The sequence below is a fragment of the Psychrobacter sp. AOP30-A2-5 genome (assembly GCF_052378115.1).
GTDB lineage: Bacteria > Pseudomonadota > Gammaproteobacteria > Pseudomonadales > Moraxellaceae > Psychrobacter.
Genome location: NZ_JBQSXK010000005.1, coordinates 13,892 through 33,188 on the forward strand (window position 1 = coordinate 13,892; position 19,297 = coordinate 33,188).

The 19,297-nt window shown below is 43.8% G+C and carries 12 protein-coding genes; 6 read left to right on the plus strand and 6 right to left on the minus strand.

The features are described from left to right. Nucleotides 1-23: 23 nt before the first annotated feature. Complete coding sequence (locus ACT3S4_RS05470) at nucleotides 24-1,661, plus strand: hypothetical protein (RefSeq protein ID WP_443518346.1); 1,638 nt, start codon at nucleotides 24-26, stop codon at nucleotides 1,659-1,661. 44 nt (nucleotides 1,662-1,705) lie between these two features. After that, a complete protein-coding gene (locus ACT3S4_RS05475; RefSeq protein WP_443518348.1) occupies nucleotides 1,706-2,590 on the plus strand; it encodes an exonuclease domain-containing protein in 885 nt (294 codons plus the stop codon). Between the two features lie 119 nt (nucleotides 2,591-2,709). Here the strand turns inward: ACT3S4_RS05475 and ACT3S4_RS05480 are convergent, their stop codons facing one another. After that, entirely contained in the window at nucleotides 2,710-3,243 is a 534-nt protein-coding gene (locus tag ACT3S4_RS05480; protein WP_201539168.1) for a Spy/CpxP family protein refolding chaperone, read from the minus strand. Nucleotides 3,244-3,510: 267 nt separating this feature from the next. On the opposite strand from ACT3S4_RS05480, the gene ACT3S4_RS05485 reads away from it, so the two are divergent. The 3 genes from ACT3S4_RS05485 (at nucleotide 3,511) to ACT3S4_RS05495 (ending at nucleotide 12,393) form a co-directional block, all read left to right on the plus strand. Further along, nucleotides 3,511-4,209, plus strand: a complete 699-nt coding sequence (locus ACT3S4_RS05485; RefSeq protein ID WP_443518349.1) for a response regulator transcription factor — start codon at nucleotides 3,511-3,513, stop codon at nucleotides 4,207-4,209. Nucleotides 4,210-4,223: 14 nt separating this feature from the next. Then, nucleotides 4,224-5,879, plus strand: coding sequence for a sensor histidine kinase (locus tag ACT3S4_RS05490; RefSeq protein WP_444760654.1), 1,656 nt, complete (start codon nucleotides 4,224-4,226; stop codon nucleotides 5,877-5,879). A 415-nt stretch (nucleotides 5,880-6,294) separates the two neighbouring features. Next, the gene (locus tag ACT3S4_RS05495; protein WP_444760655.1) at nucleotides 6,295-12,393 is read left to right on the plus strand and encodes a YadA-like family protein; all 6,099 of its coding nucleotides are present in this window, start codon (nucleotides 6,295-6,297) and stop codon (nucleotides 12,391-12,393) included. A gap of 263 nt (nucleotides 12,394-12,656) precedes the next feature. On the opposite strand, the gene ACT3S4_RS05500 is transcribed toward ACT3S4_RS05495, so the two are convergent. Beyond that, the gene (locus ACT3S4_RS05500; RefSeq protein WP_443518354.1) at nucleotides 12,657-13,838 is read right to left on the minus strand and encodes an acyl-CoA dehydrogenase family protein; all 1,182 of its coding nucleotides are present in this window, start codon (nucleotides 13,836-13,838) and stop codon (nucleotides 12,657-12,659) included. A 368-nt stretch (nucleotides 13,839-14,206) separates the two neighbouring features. Continuing rightward, a complete protein-coding gene (gene maiA, locus ACT3S4_RS05505; RefSeq protein ID WP_443518465.1) occupies nucleotides 14,207-14,854 on the minus strand; it encodes a maleylacetoacetate isomerase in 648 nt (215 codons plus the stop codon). 142 nt (nucleotides 14,855-14,996) lie between these two features. On the opposite strand from maiA, the gene ACT3S4_RS05510 reads away from it, so the two are divergent. Further along, entirely contained in the window at nucleotides 14,997-15,884 is an 888-nt protein-coding gene (locus ACT3S4_RS05510) for an IclR family transcriptional regulator (protein ID WP_443518356.1), read from the plus strand. 95 nt (nucleotides 15,885-15,979) lie between these two features. On the opposite strand, the gene ACT3S4_RS05515 is transcribed toward ACT3S4_RS05510, so the two are convergent. The 3 genes from ACT3S4_RS05515 to fahA form a co-directional block, all read right to left on the minus strand. Continuing rightward, a complete protein-coding gene (locus tag ACT3S4_RS05515) occupies nucleotides 15,980-17,032 on the minus strand; it encodes a TRAP transporter substrate-binding protein (RefSeq protein WP_443518358.1) in 1,053 nt (350 codons plus the stop codon). A 146-nt stretch (nucleotides 17,033-17,178) separates the two neighbouring features. After that, nucleotides 17,179-17,754: a VOC family protein gene (locus tag ACT3S4_RS05520; RefSeq protein WP_443518360.1), complete on the minus strand. Its 576-nt coding sequence runs from the start codon at nucleotides 17,752-17,754 to the stop codon at nucleotides 17,179-17,181. 113 nt (nucleotides 17,755-17,867) lie between these two features. Beyond that, nucleotides 17,868-19,172 (minus strand): fumarylacetoacetase, encoded by a 1,305-nt coding sequence (gene fahA, locus ACT3S4_RS05525; RefSeq protein WP_443518362.1) that lies wholly within the window; start codon nucleotides 19,170-19,172, stop codon nucleotides 17,868-17,870. Between the last annotated feature and the right edge of the window lie 125 nt (nucleotides 19,173-19,297).

Consider the following 19,297-nt stretch of genomic DNA (forward strand, 5'->3'; position numbering starts at 1 on the left):
CACATATTCAATAAGGATAAAAAATGAAAAAATCACATCAAATCATTGCAAGTCGTCTTTCATCAGCGAACCTTGCGTCAGTTCTTAATGGCAATCGCCTATTTGCTGGTGCATTGGTCACAGGGGCACTATTATTAACGGGCTGCCAATCTACCAGTCTTGACCAATCTAATGCTATGACTGCCAAGCAAACGCCAGTGGCAGCAAAGACAGCGTTGGCGACGGCGTTACAGAAACAGCGCCGACAGTCTTTTAGTTACCATAGCAATCTTGAGGTTAGTAACGAGCAGCAGTTTAGCGATATTAATACTAAAATAGATGCTAAAGCGCCAGTCGCCTCAGGCTATATCGATGAATACTGCGAAGACACACACGATCAAGCGTATGCCGCCTTAATTACCCAAGCAGAAGCGCAAAATAAAGATATTTTAGCGGCAGATTATGATGCTCAGCGAACGGTGCTCAAAGACACTTATCTTGAGTGTACGGATGCCTATGAGGCATGGGTAGAGAGTAAATATGATAGTGAAATCACTGTGCCAGCGTTTTACCAACAGTTATTTGACAATTACGACGACCGATCGACAGCGCAAGATATCAAAAAAGCAAAGTTGCTAGATGCTTATGTGCTAAAGCCGCTGTCTATCAATGCGCAAGGCGTCTATCAACCGATGGCTGGCAAGGCGACGATGCTGGCGAGCGTGCAGTATCAAGCACGCAATCATCAAAGCAGCATGAATCAGCCTATTTATCTGGATTTGAAAAACGGTAATATTTATCTATGGGCAGATAATTTTGCAATGTTTAATTCAGAACTGTTAGATGACAAGCTCGGCACAAAGTGGCGCAACAAATGGTTAAAGTTAGCCATTGATGATGGTACCTTACCCAAAGGCTTTGGTAGTGAGTTGATAAAAAGCCACTTTGCCGCGTTAGATGCCACATTTGATGCCGCACCTATTAGCCAGTTTGATTATGTTGCCCCTAATACGCTAGCCTCGCTCTCTCCCAAGTTACCCGCGCATCAGCTACCAGCAATGCTAGCAAGTAACCAAGTTATTCGCCGTGTACAAAGCGCTGAGAGTTATGAGCAGTTTTATCAAGATTATATGCGCATCATTTACGAGCGGATGAGTCAGCGATATCCAGAACTGGTCAAAGAAAGCGCGGCTGACGAGGTAGGCAACACAGATGCTGATAAATTTACCAGTAAAGCGTTAGTGCAGCAGATGCTAGCAATGATAAAGAGTGGCATGGACAGTGGCAGTGAGACAATAGAGGAAACAATGGCAGAGGCAAAAGACAAGACGGCAGAAAGTACAATGCTATCAAATGTAGATACGCAAGAGTTGTATGGATTTGATAAGCGTGGTCAGCTCAAATGGCAGCATATGCGCAGTGAGCTTCCGAGCGAAACCGCCGCTAGTAAGAACATGGTCATAGATGTTTTGCAGCAGTATTCCGCTATCAGCGCCAAAAACATGGTATTTCCCAATTTACCAAATGACGTGCAAGTGCCTAATGCCAGTAATAGTATTGATATGCGCGAGTATGGTAGCGAGTTGATGCAGTATTATCGTGATGGCAATGGTACTGCAATGGGTAAGATGATGTTTAGTGTCATGCCAATGGCTAAAGAGAAGTTTGGGGCGATTGAATAAATAAAATTAAATCAGACTAAATCTATGACATTGAGGACGAGCTAGTGAATTTTGTGACCATTGACGTTGAAACTGCAAACAGCGACGTAGGGTCTATTTGTCAAATAGGCTTGGCTAAATATTTGAACGGTAAGTTAATTGATACCTACTGTACGTTAGTATGTCCGCAGACGTCTTTTAGTCGTCAAAATATAGAAGTGCATGGTATTACCAGTAGTATGGTAAAAGATGCGCCGTCTATGTATGACATTTACGGGCAAATATTAAAATTTATCGGTGAAAATGTTGTCGTTAGCTATACTGACTTTGATCAAAGGGCGTTGACAAAAAGTCTAGAGCTTCACAAATTACCAATACCAGAGCTACAGTGGGTCGATGCCACGGTATTGGTACGTAAAACGTGTCAGCGCTTTTCGGTCAAAGGTTATAATCTGGCGAATGTTTGTAGAGAATGGAATTATCGGTTTGACCATCATGACGCGCTAGAAGATGCTAAAGCATGTGGCTTTATAATCGTAACCATTCTTAGAGAAAATGGTTTATCAATTCATGATTGGGTAAAAAATAGTCAATACAGTCGTAATTATCCTCAGCAACCACGCGCAAATGGTAGAAGTTACCCCAGTCATATCACAAAAGTTGGAGATGAGTCAGGACAATATGCAGGACTCAATATCTGCTTTACAGGCAACCTTAGTATCAGTCGAACAGATATTGCTGAGATAGCAGCCAAAAATGGTTTTAATGTCAAAGCGGGTGCTTCGAAGACATTAGATTATCTTGTGGTTGGTGTTCAAGATTTAACGTTGCTTGCTGGTCATGAAAAAAGTAGTAAGCATCGAAAAGTGGAAGAGCTGATTCAGAGTGGTTTAGATATCAAAATTCTTGAAGAGCGCGCCTTTTTACAGTTAATTAAAATATCAAAGTAATGTGAGCCTCAACATTAAAACTAAAAAGCGCACCGTTTATACGATGCGCTTTTTTATGTGTTCATAATCAGTCTTATAGGACAGTCAGCATGAATGCGAAACAGCCTATTAATGACGAATTACATGCCTTGATGTGGTTTGCCATGCCTTTTACCGTGCTCTGAGCCTTTATGACCTTTCGCCATTTTTTCAGCTTTTAATGTAGCGAGTTTTGCGCGTTGCTCAGCAGTCAATACTTGAGAGATAGCATGTTGAGTCTGTACTCGCTCAATGAAGCGCTGCTTGGTTTTAGCCGCTTGCTGATCAGCTAAGCGATTAACTGCGGCTGTATTTAGAGTGCTACTATTAGTTAATGCTTGCATTTGTTGCTGCATTTGCGCCCGTTCTGCTTTGTTTTTTGTACGGTCAGCTTTACGATCGCCGTGTTGTGCTTGCATGATGGCTTTGATTTGCGCTTGTTGCGTTGCTGTTAGATCTAGCTGCGACATTGGACCTCTCATGCCGCCTTTGTTCATGGCTTTTTTCATGCCATCTTTATGCTGCATTTTACTGGTCGTTGGTGTGGTATCAGTGGTTGCATTAACACTGGTACAAGCCGTTACGGTGAAAATGCTAGACATTGCTAAGACTGAGCCCATTAATAATTTTTTCATCATCATTACCTTAATTTATGGTGCATACGTTATTGGTTGCGAAAAAGTCAGTTTTTATCTGATTAGCTTATGAATGCTAAGTGTCCCGGATAGCCACTATCCATCACAGCTTGTTATCAGTATTTGTCGCTGATAGACGCTATATTACGACAGTTAAAAGTTACGAACATTTATGAAGTATTAAGAAAGGTAACGTTTATAGCGAATCGATAAGCAATTGACTGATAATATGGCTCATAAAGCGATTTAACGCTTAAGGAGAAAGATGTGCCACACATACTACTAGGCGATGATGACGAAGAATTGACCCAATTGTTACAAGAATACTTGCACAATCATGGGGTGACATGCGACTGCGTTCACGATGGTGAGGCTGTCATACAGAAACTCAAAAACGTGAGCAATAATGTGCTGAATGGCGCTGCTGCTTATGATTTGCTGGTGCTAGATATTATGATGCCAAAAATCGATGGATTGAGTGTCTTGCGTCAATTGCCCAATATCAGTGATATCCCTGTCATCATGCTGACCGCAAAAGGGGAGGAGATTGATCGTATCATTGGGCTTGAACTTGGTGCTGATGATTATATTACCAAACCCTGCAACCCTAGAGAACTGCTGGCACGTATCAATGCCGTCATCAAACGTACCAGCGCAGTGACATCAGAGCATACGCTGCTACCAGACAGTCGTTTGTATCTGGATCAAAACCAGCGGCTTTGTCAGATAGATGGCATAGAGCTACAAGTGACGGGGACAGAGTTTGATTTGTTGGTTGCGCTACTGAAACAAAAAGGCGAGGTGGTAAGCAAAGCATGGCTGTCAGAGCATGTCTTACAACGTGAATTACAGCCGTTCGACCGTAGCCTTGATGTGCATGTCTCGCGACTCCGCAAAAAACTCCAACCTTTTCATGATGAGCCGATCAAAGCGGTTCGTGGTAAAGGCTATCAGCTGGTATTGTAATGATGGACTCATCGATGAACGCTTCCAAGAAAGCTATTAACCATAAAACGCTTAAGCAAACCCCAAAGTTTAAAGTGCGAATCACACTGTTTTGGCGTTTGTTTCTAAGTCTGTTATTAACGATTATCATCACCTCTATTTTATCGATCATGGTGGAGCGCTGGCTGGTCGAAAAAGCACTAACGGCTCGCATGAACGTACAAATTGATAGTTTATTGATTAAGCGTCAAGAAATGGTTGAGGCATTAAGAGCGGGTGATTTAAGTACAGTTAAGCAGATGTATCGTCAGGACCGTCAACTCATGAATCAGATAAGAGTTTACGATGAAGAAGGGGCGATTATATTTCCGCGTTATCGCAATAGAGATGAGCGTAGGCAAAAAGGTATGCAGGATAGTCGGCGTGAAGTAGGTCAACTACCAATGCAACCCTCAATGCAATCAATGGCAGCTCAGCCCAATGTGGACAATAACAGGACTAATAGTCACGATAATAATAATAAAATGTCGAATGACAAGTCGTCATTCTTAAACCATATTCTGCAACCGATGATGCCGAATAGAGCTACGCTAGCTGATTTCGACAGTCGCCCTGAGCTGGCTGATGTGACGGTCGTCTTACCAGATGAGCAGTCTGTCATTATACAGTTACGTCCGCATTTGCGTTTTGCTGATGTTATGGCGCTGCAACGTGGCAATTTTCCCATACGTTTGCTATTTATTCTCGTTTTTAGCGTCTTGGTTTGTATTTGGCTGAGCCGTACAATGACTCAGCGTATCCGCCGTGTACAAAATACCGTACACCGTCTGATTGATGGCGATTATCAGACCCATCCAGACCTATCAAAAATGGGAGATGATGAGCTTGGTTTACTCGCGAAAGATGTGGCTAAACTATCAAAACGGTTGGCTGAGAGTGAGCTGGCACGCAAACAGATGCTCAGTGATATCTCGCACGAGCTACGATCGCCACTGGCGCGTCTAGACGTTGCGACTGAGCTGACTCGCGACTTTGCACCGAATGCCAGTCGTTATCTCGACCGTATAGATAAAGAGTCGGCGCGGATGAATGAGTTGATTGAGCAAATCATTCATATTCAATCTCTACAAATGCAGCAATATACCATCGACAATATAGAAAACGAAGTGGTTGATATTTCTGACATCATCAGTGAAATTGGACAAGACGTTTGCTTTGAGTTTCAGCATAAAAACGTGCGTTGGCAATGGCAGCCGAGTCATGCATTGGTGGCAGACGCTTCATCTACCACTGATTCAACAACCCCTTGGACAGTGCTTGGCAATCAAGAACAGCTGCATAGTGCGCTTGAGAATGTCATTCGTAATGCTTTTATGCATACGGCCTCTGATTCAACAGTCATTGCTGACATTAAAAAAGTGGAGATGGAGGACAATCAGCCTGCACTTCAAATCAGCATCACAGACGAGGGTGGTGGCATCGCGGATAAGGACTTGGCGCGTATTTTTCAGCCCTTTGTACGGCTTGACTCGGCTCGCCATCGTGAAACGGGGGGTTATGGTTTGGGGCTGGCAATCGTTCATGCCGTGGTAATGGCACACAAGGGTCAGATTCATGTCTATAATCGCCAAGATGATATCCAAGGGCTGGTGATGCAAATAACATTGCCTGTTAACTCTGAAGGGGACTAAGAGCAGCATAAAGTGGCGAACACGCGCTTAAAACATCTCTAAAGTGTGTGTGTAAGCGTGTGTTTTATTAAGTTTCAAAGCGGATTATTTCAAAAAAGTGGGAGCATTCAATATAAGCAAGGAGCAAAAAACATCTATATATTCATTTTTTGTTATATAATTGGATGAACGGTAATAAATGCCCGATGAGCGGCATTGTCTCTCTCTATATATTCGGTAATACTAATATACAGAGAGCGATTAGGGCTTTTCAAGATAAAAAGTGTTAGTTGTTGGTTAACAAGATAAATGATGAACAAAAAACATTTAATCATTGTCAGCCGATAACATGTTTTATTTTGTGATATCGACTCTCTGCAAGATGGCTATTATCTCTGATTTTTAAATCTGACCAGTCTGTAAGGGAGTGCACACTATGAACCGCATCTATAAAGTAATATGGAATGAAGCCTTGAGCTGTTTTACCGCAGTTGGTGAATATGCAAAGGGGCGCGGCAAATCTTCCAAATCTAGCGTGAGCGCAAACGCGACCATCAATACGACTTCTAATCTTTCTTCTACCCAATTTTTCCGACTATCCACGATCGCCATAGGGATGCTGGCGGCTGGATTTACAATGTCACCGCAAGCTTTTGCACAAGTGAATGTCGGCGGTGGTACGGGATCTGGTACGGCAATTTCTTCTTGTAATACAAACAGTACTGAAGCGAATGCTGAAGGCAGCTATTCGGTTGCCATTGGCTGTGAAGCGGACGCTGGGCAAAACTTTAATCTGGTCGATAGAGGCAATCCGTCGTTTACTTGGACGGGTGGTTCACAAAACAACTCTGGTAGTACCGCCATTGGCACTGGGACAGAAGCCGGTGACGTCGCTACTGCTCTAGGCACTCAAGCAAAAGCCATTGGTCGGTCATCTGTGGCAATTGGGGCGGCAGCGTATTCTAATGGAAATACCTCGTTAGCGCTTGGACGTCAATCGGCAGCGACTGCTGACTTTGCTCAGGCTATCGGTAATGTCTCCTCAGCAACGGGTCAAGGCTCTCTTGCTGTTGGTCATTCAGCACTTGCCTCAGGCAAACGTGGCATTGCGATTGGTTCAACTGATTTTGAAAATGCAGGTACAGTGGCTGATCAAGCAAATGTAGGTTATAGAGCGAATGGACAAACTCAAGCAGTTGGCAATGATACGATTGCCTTTGGTAGTAATGCAAAAGCGACTGCTGATAACAGTCTTGCTTTTGGTGTCGGCTCTCGATCTAACGCAGTAAATGGCATCGCATTAGGTTCAAACTCTATTGCAAATCGTGCTGGTGGTGCCAGTGGTTTTGTGCCAGTAGGAGCAGATAGCTCAGTCATCCAAGCAACGGATAGCGTTACGCTTGGCGCGGTCTCTGTAGGAACAGGAGCAGCGGGTGGCAACCGTCAGATTGTAAACGTCGCAGCAGGTAGCAGTGACAGTGATGCTGTCAATGTGGCTCAACTAAAAGGGCTGTCGAATACTGTCGCTAATAATAAAACTAAGTATTATAGCGTGGACTCAACCGCTGTCGGTAATGCTAATAACGACGGAGCGACAGGTTATAACGCCATGGCGCTGGGCGGAAATGCAAAAGCCACAGGCAGCCAAACCATTGCGATTGGCAGCTCAGAATTTGGGCAACAGACGATGGCAAGTGGTGAGCAGTCGATTGCTATCGGTGCTAATGTCGTGTCTAGAGGGGCATCCTCGATCGCGATAGGCGGTGATGATCTAGATTTTGCATCGAGAACCAATATCGATGGTAGTCCATTGTCACCACTAAATAGTGGCACAGTTAACGATGTTTTCAAATCCTATGTAGGTAAAGATTTGGTAGAAAACAATCAGTACGATGTCAATACCGAAGCTGGAGGTGCTGCGTCGATAGCCATTGGTGCAAAATCGCTGTCTAAAGGTGATCTGTCTACAGCCATTGGTGTTCATTCCACTACATCGGGAACGGCTTCTTCAGCGTTCGGTGTTGGTGCGTCAGCGAGCAAAGACGGTTCAGTCTCTTTAGGTGCAGGCTCAACAACAGCAACAAGTGCAAGCTCTGAAAAGACAATGACAGTTGGTGGCGTGGTATATGATATCGCCGGTAATGTCATTGATGATAAGGGTATGCTACGAGAGGGTGCGCAAGTATCCGTGGGCGTAGTAGGATCTGAGCGTCAGATCAAAAACGTCGCTGGTGGAGCTGTCACTGCGGCTAGTACAGATGCAGTGAATGGTAGTCAATTGTATGCGACCAATGAAGCGGTCGGAAATAATACCACAACTATTAACAAAGGCTTTGCGCTAAAAGCCGCTGATGGTAATACAGTACAAAAACCATTGGGACAAGCCGTTGAGGTGGTTGGCTCCAACAGTAACATCGACACCCGAGTAAAAAATGGCAAAATCGAAGTTGAGCTCAATGACAACTTAAACCTAGGTACAACAGGCAGCGTTAGCACAGGTAACTTATTAAACGGCACGACTGTTAACGGTCTAGGTATTGTCACTGGCGGCGTGCTTACTGGCGTCACTACCGTTAGTGGTACAGGTGTCACGGTAACGGGTGGAAGCATATTTAACCCTACCAATGCCACGTTAACCAGCAATGGTCTGACCATTTTAAATGGTCCAAGCATCACTAAAAGCGGGGTCAATGCGGGTAATAAGAAGGTCGTCAATGTTTCTAATGGTACGGTCAGTCTAAATAGCAAAGACGCCATCAATGGTGGTCAGCTGTTCCAGACCAACCAACAAGTCACGACCAATACTAGCAACATCTCAACCAATACTACTAATATTGGCACCAACACTGACAATATTGCTAAAGGCATCAAGTTTAATGTGAATGATGCAAGTAGCGGCGGCACTCTTAAAAAAACCTTCGCCTTGGGTGAAGAAATTAAGTTTGATACAGACAGCAATTTAACCACCACTGGCTTATCAACGGGTGATGGAATCAAACTTGGCTTAGCCAACAACTTAACAGGTCTGGATAGCGCAAGCTTTAATAGCGGCGTTAGTATCTCATCTACTGGTATCAACGCAGGTGATAAAGTCATCTCAGGAGTGGCTAGCGGTGGCACAACGGAAACCAATGCGGCGAATATTGGTGATTTGAATAGTGCCATTACTGGTGTATCCACCTCAGGCTTTGCGCTAAAAGCCGCTGATGGTAATACAGTACAGAAACCATTGGGACAAGCCGTTGAGGTAGTTGGCTCTAACAGCAACATCGACACCCGAGTAAAAAATGGCAAAATCGAAGTTGAGCTCAATGACAACTTAAACCTAGGTACAACAGGCAGCGTTAGCACTGGCAACTTATTAAACGGCACGACTGTTAATGGTCTAGGTATTGTCACTGGCGGCGTGCTTACTGGCGTCACTACAGTCAGTGGTGCAGGTGTTACAGTAACGGGTGGAAACATATTTAACCCTACCAATGCCACGTTAACCAGCAATGGTCTGACCATTTTAAATGGTCCAAGCATCACCAAAAGCGGGGTCAATGCGGGTAATAAGAAGGTCGTCAATGTTTCTAATGGTACGGTCAGTCTAAATAGCAAAGACGCCATCAATGGTGGTCAGCTGTTCCAGACCAACCAACAAGTCACGACCAATACTAGCAACATCTCAACCAATACCACCAATATTGGCACCAACACTGACAATATTGCTAAAGGCATCAAGTTTAATGTGAATGATGCAAGCAGCGGCGGCACTCTTAAAAAAACCTTCGCCTTGGGTGAAGAAATTAAGTTTGATACAGACAGCAATTTAACCACCACTGGCTTATCAACGGGCGATGGAATTGCTCTCGGTCTGTCTCCAACTTTAACGGGCCTCACTAGTGCAGATTTTGGTGGTGTTAGTATCTCATCTACTGGTATCAACGCAGGTGATAAAGTCATCTCAGGAGTGGCTAGCGGTGGCACAACAGAAACCAATGCGGCGAATATTGGTGATGTACAGATGGCAGCCGCAGGAGCGAGAACCAAAGTAGTTAAAGGTACGAATGTTGCCAGTGTTGACTTTTCAACCGATAGCGATACTGGACAGGATGTCTATACTGTCAATGCCAATGGCACCAGTGTTTCTACTGCAGATGCTAATGCACTAACAGTTAGCACTAGTGTCAAAGATACTGATACCAATATCACCGACTATCAAGTTGATCTAAGCGAAGGTAGTAAGGCAAGCTTGGTAAAAGCCGATAGTGCGATGCAAACGGTAGTGACACAAATCAATGGTGCTGATGTCAAGACTTTGGATAAAGACAATAATACAGCCAACTTTATTACTGGTGACAATATTGTCTTGACCGCTGACAATGGCGGTATCAAAGTTGCTACTGCTGCCGACTTAGTCTCAACCAGCTTGACCACAGGAACTACAGTCGTCAACGCTGATGGTGTCACATTTATGGGTGGGACTAATCAAACGGTCAGACTCAGTAATAGTGGGCTGGACAATGGTGGCAATCAAATTACCAATGTCGCTAACGGTACAATAGCCAGCGATGCTGTAAACTTTGGTCAACTACAAGCCACGACCACGACCATCGATAAAGGTTTTGATTTCGATGGTGACACGGGTACTACCGTTAATCGTCAGCTTGGTGACAAGCTGACAGTCAAAGGTGGCGCGACCGTGGCAAGTGACTTGTCAAATGGCAACAACATTGGCGTCGTTGCTGACGGTACCAGCACATTGACCGTGAAACTTGCGAAAGATTTAACTGGTCTTAACAGCGCAAACTTTGGTAGCGGTGTCAGCATCTCAGCCAATGGTCTAAACAACGGTGGCAATAAAATTACTAACGTTGCAGAAGCGACCACAGGTAAGGATGCAGTAAACTTCGACCAATTGTCAGCAACCAATAGTCTCGTGGCCAAAGGCATCAAAATCGGTGATGGCAATAGTGCCAACGACCAGCAGTTTGCTTTAGGTGATACCATCAACGTCACTGGTGATAGCAACATTACGACGATGGCCTCAGCAACGGGTGTTCAGATGAAACTGAATAACCAGTTGAATTTAGGCAATGAGGGTAGCATGCAGATTGGTAATAGCATTATGAATAGTAATGGCTTTACCTTTACCGATAATGGTCCCGGTAGAACGGTTAGACTGAGCAGTAGCGGTCTTGACAATGGTTTTAACAGAATCACCAATGTAGCTGCTGGTATTGCAGATACAGATGCGGCGACTGTCGGACAGTTGAACGCCACGACGTTTGCCCTTGATCAAGGTTGGGGACTAACGGCTCAGGGTGATGTTGCCACTATGATCAAACAAGGCAGCGCCATCGATTTGAACAGTACAGATGGTAATATTAAAGTGTCTAGATCAGCGGACAATAATGTTAGCCCTGACCTACGTGCTGCTGCACCATTGGCAGGCGTCAATGACATTAGCTTCGATTTAAATCCAGACCTGAATTTAGATAGCGTAACGACGGGTGATACCATTATGAATAATAATGGGCTGACTATTACAGGTGGACCTAGTGTCACCAAAGCGGGTATCAATGCTGCTGACACTAAGATTACAAACGTTGTGAATGGCGATGTCTCTGAAGGTAGCAAAGATGCTATCAATGGTGGTCAGCTCTATGCACAAGGTAGTGGCATTAGTAGTATCATTGGCGGTGAGACAGTCTACAATCCTGTAGATGGTACCTTTACCAATAGTAATATTGGTGGTACTGGTCAAAGTAGTATCGACGGTGCGATTGCTTCTATTAAGCAAGGAGAAGTCGTTATCAATGAAAACATCCAAACCAACACTACCAATATCCAAACTAATACCACGAATATTGCCACAAATAAGACAAACATCGACACCAATACGACTAATATCAAAGTGAACAAGGATAAAATAGATGCGGGTCTCAATTTTGGTGCTGATAGTGGTGCTACCATCAACAAACCAGTAGGCGATGGCAGTGTCCTCACCTTCACAGGTGGTAATAACATCACCACAACAGCAGCAGGCAGTAGTATTAAGTTTGATCTAAACGGTGATATTAATATCGATAGCGTCAAAACTGGCAATACGACAATCAACAATAATGGCGTCAGTATTGTCGGTGGTCCTAGTATGACTGCAAGCGGTATCAACGCCGCTGGCAACAAGATCACTGATGTGGCTGATGGCATGGCACCCAGAGACGCTGTGAATATGGGTCAATTAGATGCTGTTAGTCAAAGACTTGGCAACAACATGAATGAGCTAGGTTATAAAATTGGTGAAGTCGAAGACGATGCAAATGCTGGTATTTCAGCCGCCATGGCAATGTCTTCACTACCGCAAGCTTACATCGCTGGTAAATCCTTAATCGGTGGCGGTATAGGAACGTACAATGGGGAAAGTGCAGTTGCTATTGGCTTCTCGAAGTTATCCAATGATGGTCGTTGGGTCATGAAGGTAAACGGCACCGCTGATACCCAAGGTAATGCTGGCGGCTCGATTGGTGCAGGCTTCCATTTTGATTAAAGCAATCAAGCCTACTATCAAGTAAAGTGATTTGTTAGTTATAAAAATTAGTCATAAAAAAGCAAGGCATCAGATGCCTTGCTTTTTTGCGACATGAGCATGAAGACGTTTTCAGCGTGATGATTTGGCGGTCACTATTTAGTAATCACTATTTGGTAGTCACTATATGATTTTTAACAATGATTTGTTTTTCTTTAGCTCAATAGCCAAGCGATAAAAAGCCCTCATTCTATGAGGGCTTACTTATTTTTATAAAAGCAATTTTATACTCTGAACATGGCTGCATTTGGGGTCAATCCGACATAAGCCATGCCAGCTTGCTCCATCCAATGTGGCTGCACGATACCATGTTGTAAAATAGCATGAATGTCTCGATGCGCTCTTTCTATTCTATGTTTTTTATATAGCGAGACCGTACCAGCGACCGCATAAATCTCCGATACCATGGCTCTGGCTTCTCTCGCTGCCTCACAGGCTGCTGCCCACACATCAGCCAGCTGTATATCGGTAAAGGCATTCTGTTGCTGTGCTTCGTTCCATAATACCTCGACACTATTGTGTAATTGTGCGCGCCTAGATGCTAATAGCGTTTTGCTCCTAGCGATAGTCGCTTGTACTGCTGCACGATCACGCAAATCTGGGCTTTTGCCGGGCATTACTTTCTCAAGGCAAATTTGGATTAACTCATCTGTCGCTGCTTTTAAGACACCCAGTGCCATCGCTGCACAGCCAGCGGCATTAATACAGCCGATTGGTAGGCGGCTATACGCATTATCGATGGCGACAGGGCTATCAAAATCGACCGCATAACGTTCCTGCACAAATGCGTCTTTGATGACGATGTCATGACTGCCTGTACCATTTAGGCCGCCCACCTGCCAAGTATCAATCACTTCCACATCTTTTTTTGGAATAAAGAACAGCTTTAAATTTGCACCCGGTCCAAGGGTCGTAGGCGAGCCTTCGGATATTACCAAGCAGCGCAGCACAAACCAGTCTGCCAATTCACAACCTGATACTAATGTCCATTGACCTGAGACCGTATATCCTTCAGCGGTTTGTTTAGCAATCCCTTCAGGGCGTGCTGAGTTGGCATAGACATGAGAGGGGTCACTATATATCTCCTTCATGCTAGGCTCGTCTAAAAATCGTCCAAATGTGCAGGCCAAATGGTTGTTCCAAACGATCCAAGCAACTGAAGCTTCAGCACTGGCCAGCGTCTCATAAACCTTTAACGTTTCCACAGGATTGCCTTGCCATCCTCCCAACGATTTTGGCAGTCCCATCCTAAATAGCGACAACTCTGACAGTTTTTTGACCACTGTCGGTGCAATTTTTCTACAGGTTTCTGTTTCTTCTCTGGCCGATAGGGCTAAATCATAAATATTTTGAGCGGCATGGGATGGTAGAGCGTCTTTGTTATTTGGTAAAGGTGTATAACTCATAATATCCAACCTTATTTTAATGAATAAAACAGTATGTTTATCTAAAATTAATTCTAAATTTGAGATATAACAACGGCTATACTAAGAATAGCCAACAGTTGACTGCTATACAACCAATAATTTGAATATATGAAATATTATATTGAGATGAAAAGTAGAGGTGATGATTCGATGAAATATTGAATACTATATTTGGCTTAAGAGTATCAATGCTTTGCATGTTTTCAGGCAGTCATTCGCTTTGATTGCTTTGTCTGAGCCCTGAGCCCAGCAATTATAAGGGCGTTTTGTTATTAAATTCTCTAATCATTTAATTTTCTAGTCATTTAATAGTAAAACACCCTTACTGAAAGCACCCTTTTGATTATTTATTGAGACTTGGGCGCATCAGGCTGCATACTAGGATCAGCGTCGGCAAATGCTTTGAGCGTACGGCAATGCGTGTCAATTTCGACGATATTGGGATAAGCACTTAAATCCACGTTAAAACGTCGCGCCGAAGAGACCTGAGGAATCAAATAGCAATCTGCAAAAGTAGGGCTGTCACCGTAGCAAAATTTTCCACGGCTTTTGTCTTTTGCTAGTATTTTCTCTAACGCCGCAAAGCCCTCACTCATCCAACGGTTGCACCACGCCATGACTTTTTCTTCGTCTACCGCCAGCTCATTGCGTAGATATTGTAAGATACGGCGGTTATTAATGGGATGAATATCACAACCAATCATAGCGCTAATGGCTCGTACTTGCATACGTCCAGCCGCGTCTTTAGGCAATAGCGGATTTTTAGGATGAACCTCTTCTAACCATTCTAAAATGGCTGGGCTTTGATATAGTAATAAATCATCGGTCTGTAAAACAGGCACCAATCCTTGTGGGTTGAGTGATTTAAACGTATCTGCTAACTGCTCATCTTTTGCTAAATTAACCGAAATATAGTCATAATCTAAGCCTTTGAGATTCATCGCGATACGAGTACGATACGAGGTGCTGCTGCGAAAGTAGCCATAAAGTGTCATCATTGTGAATTCCTTTTATTATGGTAGGTTGTGAATGAGATAAGCGGTTATAATTAGTGATACCAAAGGTATCTTATACAATTAAAAAACTCTTATGACGTTACCTCTTCATTTCAGTTTTTCATGAATATATTAGATTAATATGCCAAGTAAATTACTCATTGAGCAAAACATGCCAGCAGCTGAAAACCCTTTAGAAAATCCCGTGACAACCAATAAAAGTCAAAGTGGCGTCCAGTCACTGGAGATTGGATTGTCGGTATTAGACGTTCTTATTGATCATAACGAGCCTATGATGCTAAAAGACATTGCGCAAGTGATGCAAATGCATCCAGCAAAGTGTCACCGCTATTTGGTCAGTCTCATTCGTAAAAACTATGCGCGTAAGCTTGATGATGGTCGCTACGGGCTAGGTGATAGGGTTAATACATTGGCAGCATTGGGGCACTCTGGATTTAGTCAAAACAATATTTTAGAGCGGCTGACGCACATCGCTAATGAAATCAAAGACACCCTGAATTGCGGTGTGCAGATTGCCAAATGGTTTAGCGAAGGTCCTATTATTATTCAGTCCGTTGAACCAGATAGCCCGATTAGTATTATCACTCGTATCGGTTCACGTATGCCGCTGACGACATCGGCGACGGGGCAATTATTTGCCAGTTATCAGCCAGATGCCGTCGTTCAGCCATTGGTCACAGCTGAATGGCAGACAGACAATGAAGCAATAATCAAAGAAAAATGGCAGAATTTCAGTCACTTGCAAGCCAAGATTCGTACCCAAGGCTATGCGACAGTGACGGGTGATATGCTCATGGGTATTAATGCCATTACGATTCCTGTCATATTGCCGCAGCTTGCTAATAGCGCTGTTAATCTATCTGCTGTTAGTGGCAAAACTGCTAGCAAAGGACTACTACTAGAATACGCTATCACTATCATCGGAACGACAGAGCAATTGCCCATGAGTGAGCAACACAACGTGGTTGAGCAAATACTAGCAATCGCGCAGCGTTATCAAATTGCGTAGCTGGTTTTTTTACTATATAAGTTTTAATCATATAAACTGACCGACTATCGCGTAAAGGAATTTTTGTCCGAATATCGTTTAATGATATTCATCCTTTAGACCATACAGGCGCTACTGGCAGCTTTTGCTTTTTCGTACACGTTGTCAGCGTCTAGACCAGTGGCATTCACTTCATCTAGATAGTGCTGCGAGCCTTCCATTAATGGCCCCTTCCAGTCTGGGTCATTGAGTGGGTCAGGGATATCGATCATGATATCGCCTTTTTCTTTAGCGGCAGCCATTGCTTTGGCGTTACTGACGTCAAATACTTTGGAGACACGTGCTGCCATCTCCGCCCCTGAATTGTCATCAATCACTTTTTTGAGATCATCAGGTAAGTTGTTATATTTCTCTTTATTCATACTGATAACAAAAGTAGAATTATAAAAAGGAATGTTGGTGTGCGTATTGATTAACTCATCAAGACGAAATGCTTGAATGGGCTGCCAAGTAAAGCTAAGTCCGTCAATGACACCGCGTTGAAGGGAAGTATAAGTATCACTGGCAGGCATACCAACGGGCGCCGCGCCAGTCGCTTCGATAATGTGGCTGGCAACGGCAGAAGGTTGGCGAATACGCAAACCTTTCATATCAGCTGGCGTGCGAATAGGCTTATCTACGGTATGCAGCGCACCTTGTCCAGTGCCTATCAGCGCTAGCAGGTGAGTATCTTCGTACTCATTTTTAATGACACCATCATCATACAGTTTATGAAGTATGCAGCTCTGCTGCTGTGCAGTATTGGTGATACCTGGCAGCTCTACAATTTGAGTTAAAGGAAATCGCCCTGCTGTATATCCTTGCGCTTGCATACCAATATCAACAATACCTTTCGCGGTAGCATCATAGGTAGCGCCCGGTTTGCTAAGAGTAGCCGAAGGGTAGATCTCAATCTTTAAGCGGCCTTTTGATTCTTCTTCGATTTTCTTTGCCCATGGCTGCAATGCTTCAGTGTTTATGTTGTCATTGGCAGTCATAAAGTGTGAGAATCTTAGAGTAGTCACATCGCCTGTATCTACATCAGCGCTGACCGCTTGATCGTTATTGGAGCAGCCAGTCATCGCAATCGAGGCAGCTAAGAGTATTCCTAAAGGGGTTTTTATTTTCATCATTGAATCCTTTCATGATGGTTAGATATTGTTCGCTACCTAGGGCGTGTCATCAATTAGTATATTGATACATTCAATGGTCTTAAAATGATGGCACGCCCTAATTAATCATATAAAAAGAGATAGCAAACACAATAACAGGTCAATCACTCACCGACAGGCGCGACTTCTCTTGCTTCAGCCAGTTCCTCTGCATGTAAAAACTGGGTATGAGCTGGTGCGCGTTTGGTACGTGACCATTCTTCTAACATCTCATACTTCATGGATTCAGTAATCATCGAGACTTTTTCTTCTGAGGTAATATCATCGTAGGTAAGTTCCATGCGATGGCCATTAGGATCAAAGAAATAAATAGAATGGAAAATACCGTGATTGGTCACACCGACCACATCAATACCATTTTCTTCTAAATGCTTTTTTGCTGCCATTAAGGCATCACGGTCTTTCACCTTCATGGCTAAGTGTTGCACCCAATTTGGGGTATTCGGATCAAAACCCATTTCAGGCTGATTGGGCACTTCAAAAAACGCCAATACGTTGCCATTACCTGCGTCTAAAAAAACATGCATATAAGGATCAAAGGCTTTGGTCGAAGGCACGTGGTCTTCAGCGAATGCAAGGATGAAGTCCATGTTTAGGTATTTTTGATACCATTCAACGGTTTCTTTAGCGTCTTTGCAGCGATAGGCCACATGATGGATTTTTTCAATTTTAAAGCTCATATCAAACTCCTTTTGATAGGGAATGCAGTGAGTAATAGGCTGCCAGTACCGATTGACTATAGGTCGATGGTTGCTTGGCAGCTCAAAACCACTGTGCTCACATTTTTTCTAGACTATTTGTCAAAATCAAAGTTAAGCGCGGGCAGTACTTTGCCGCGTACTTCACCAAACCCGACACGGATACCATCTTTTTCGCTATAGCCTTTCATGATTACTGTGTCGCCATCTTCAATAAAACTGCGGGTCTCGCCGCCTTTTAAAGTGACGGGTTTGGTCGCATTCCAAGCAATCTCTAGCATTGAGCCATAAGAATCGGGCGTTGGTCCTGAAATCGTACCTGAGCCCATCATATCGCCAACTTCCACTTTACAGCCAGTGATGGTGTGGTGGGTTAGCTGCTGCGCCATTGACCAATACATATGCTTGAAGTTGGTCTCACAAACCACAGTGGCGCTATCTGAGTTTTCAGGCAATAACTCAACTGATAGATGGATGTCATAGCTATTATTATTGCTGTCTTTTTCGTTTAGATATGCCAATGGTTTTGGCTCTTGAGTTGGGCATGCTGTTTTAAAAGGTGCCAATGCATCCATAGTCACAATCCAAGGCGAGACTTCAGAAGCAAAAGTTTTAGCATTAAATGGCCCTAAAGGCACGTATTCCCATTTTTGAATGTCACGGGCTGACCAGTCGTTGAGCAAAACCATGCCAAAAATATGCTCAGAGGCATTGTCTACTGCAATTGGTTGACCAATGCTATTACCTTTACCAACTACAAAAGCAGTCTCAAGCTCAAAATCTAAACGCTTGCAGGCTGAGAAAATAGGGCGGTCGTCAGCGTTTGGTTTTAATTGACCAGAGGGGCGTATCACATCAGTGCCACTGACGATGACGGTGCTGGCGCGTCCGTTATAGCCGACTGGCATTTCAGTCCAGTTAGGGAGCAGGGCGTTGTTTGGATCACGAAACATAGTACCGACGTTGGTGGCGTGCTCTTTAGACGAATAGAAGTCAGTAAAACCTGGAACGTGAACAGGCAGATGCATGGTGACGTCTGCTTGCTTCAACAATACCTTTTTCTGCAAGTCTTGATTATCACGCAAGGCGTCGCTGACACTAGATAGGAGGGTTTGGATGGTTGTGCGTGCTTGAGTCCAATTATCTCGACCTGAGTCAATAAAAGCGTTTAGCGTTGCTTGATCAAAATATGGACCGCCCTCTAAGCTCAGTAAACCTTCTGCTTCGAGCACAGCCAAATCCAACACGTACTCACCGATAGCCACACCAGCGCGGCGCTTGTTATTACCATCAGCGCCTTTGGCATCACTAAAAATACCATAAGGCAGGTTATGAATGGAGAAGTCAGAATCAGCGGCGATATCGATAAAGGATGTGAGGCTGTTGTCAATCTTTGACATAGGGTGCTCCTTGCTAAAGCATATAATGAATTACGTTATAATTAACTACTTACGCATAATGTAATTTATCAAAGTGGAGATTGCAAGGGTTTTTGTGCAGTGTTTTCTTAAAAGAGATGTGATAC

Excerpts from the sequence above, each read along its gene's own strand:
- ACT3S4_RS05510 (WP_443518356.1), top strand. The coding sequence starts at position 14,997 with ATGCCAAGTAAATTACTCATTGAGCAAAACATGCCAGCAGCTGAAAAC.
- ACT3S4_RS05490 (WP_444760654.1), top strand. The coding sequence starts at position 4,224 with ATGAACGCTTCCAAGAAAGCTATTAACCATAAAACGCTTAAGCAAACC.
- ACT3S4_RS05470 (WP_443518346.1), top strand. The coding sequence starts at position 24 with ATGAAAAAATCACATCAAATCATTGCAAGTCGTCTTTCATCAGCGAAC.
- ACT3S4_RS05500 (WP_443518354.1), bottom strand. The coding sequence starts at position 13,838 with ATGAGTTATACACCTTTACCAAATAACAAAGACGCTCTACCATCCCAT.
- maiA (WP_443518465.1), bottom strand. The coding sequence starts at position 14,854 with ATGACACTTTATGGCTACTTTCGCAGCAGCACCTCGTATCGTACTCGT.
- ACT3S4_RS05520 (WP_443518360.1), bottom strand. The coding sequence starts at position 17,754 with ATGAGCTTTAAAATTGAAAAAATCCATCATGTGGCCTATCGCTGCAAA.
- ACT3S4_RS05515 (WP_443518358.1), bottom strand. The coding sequence starts at position 17,032 with ATGAAAATAAAAACCCCTTTAGGAATACTCTTAGCTGCCTCGATTGCG.
- ACT3S4_RS05480 (WP_201539168.1), bottom strand. The coding sequence starts at position 3,243 with ATGAAAAAATTATTAATGGGCTCAGTCTTAGCAATGTCTAGCATTTTC.
- fahA (WP_443518362.1), bottom strand. The coding sequence starts at position 19,172 with ATGTCAAAGATTGACAACAGCCTCACATCCTTTATCGATATCGCCGCT.
- ACT3S4_RS05495 (WP_444760655.1), top strand. The coding sequence starts at position 6,295 with ATGAACCGCATCTATAAAGTAATATGGAATGAAGCCTTGAGCTGTTTT.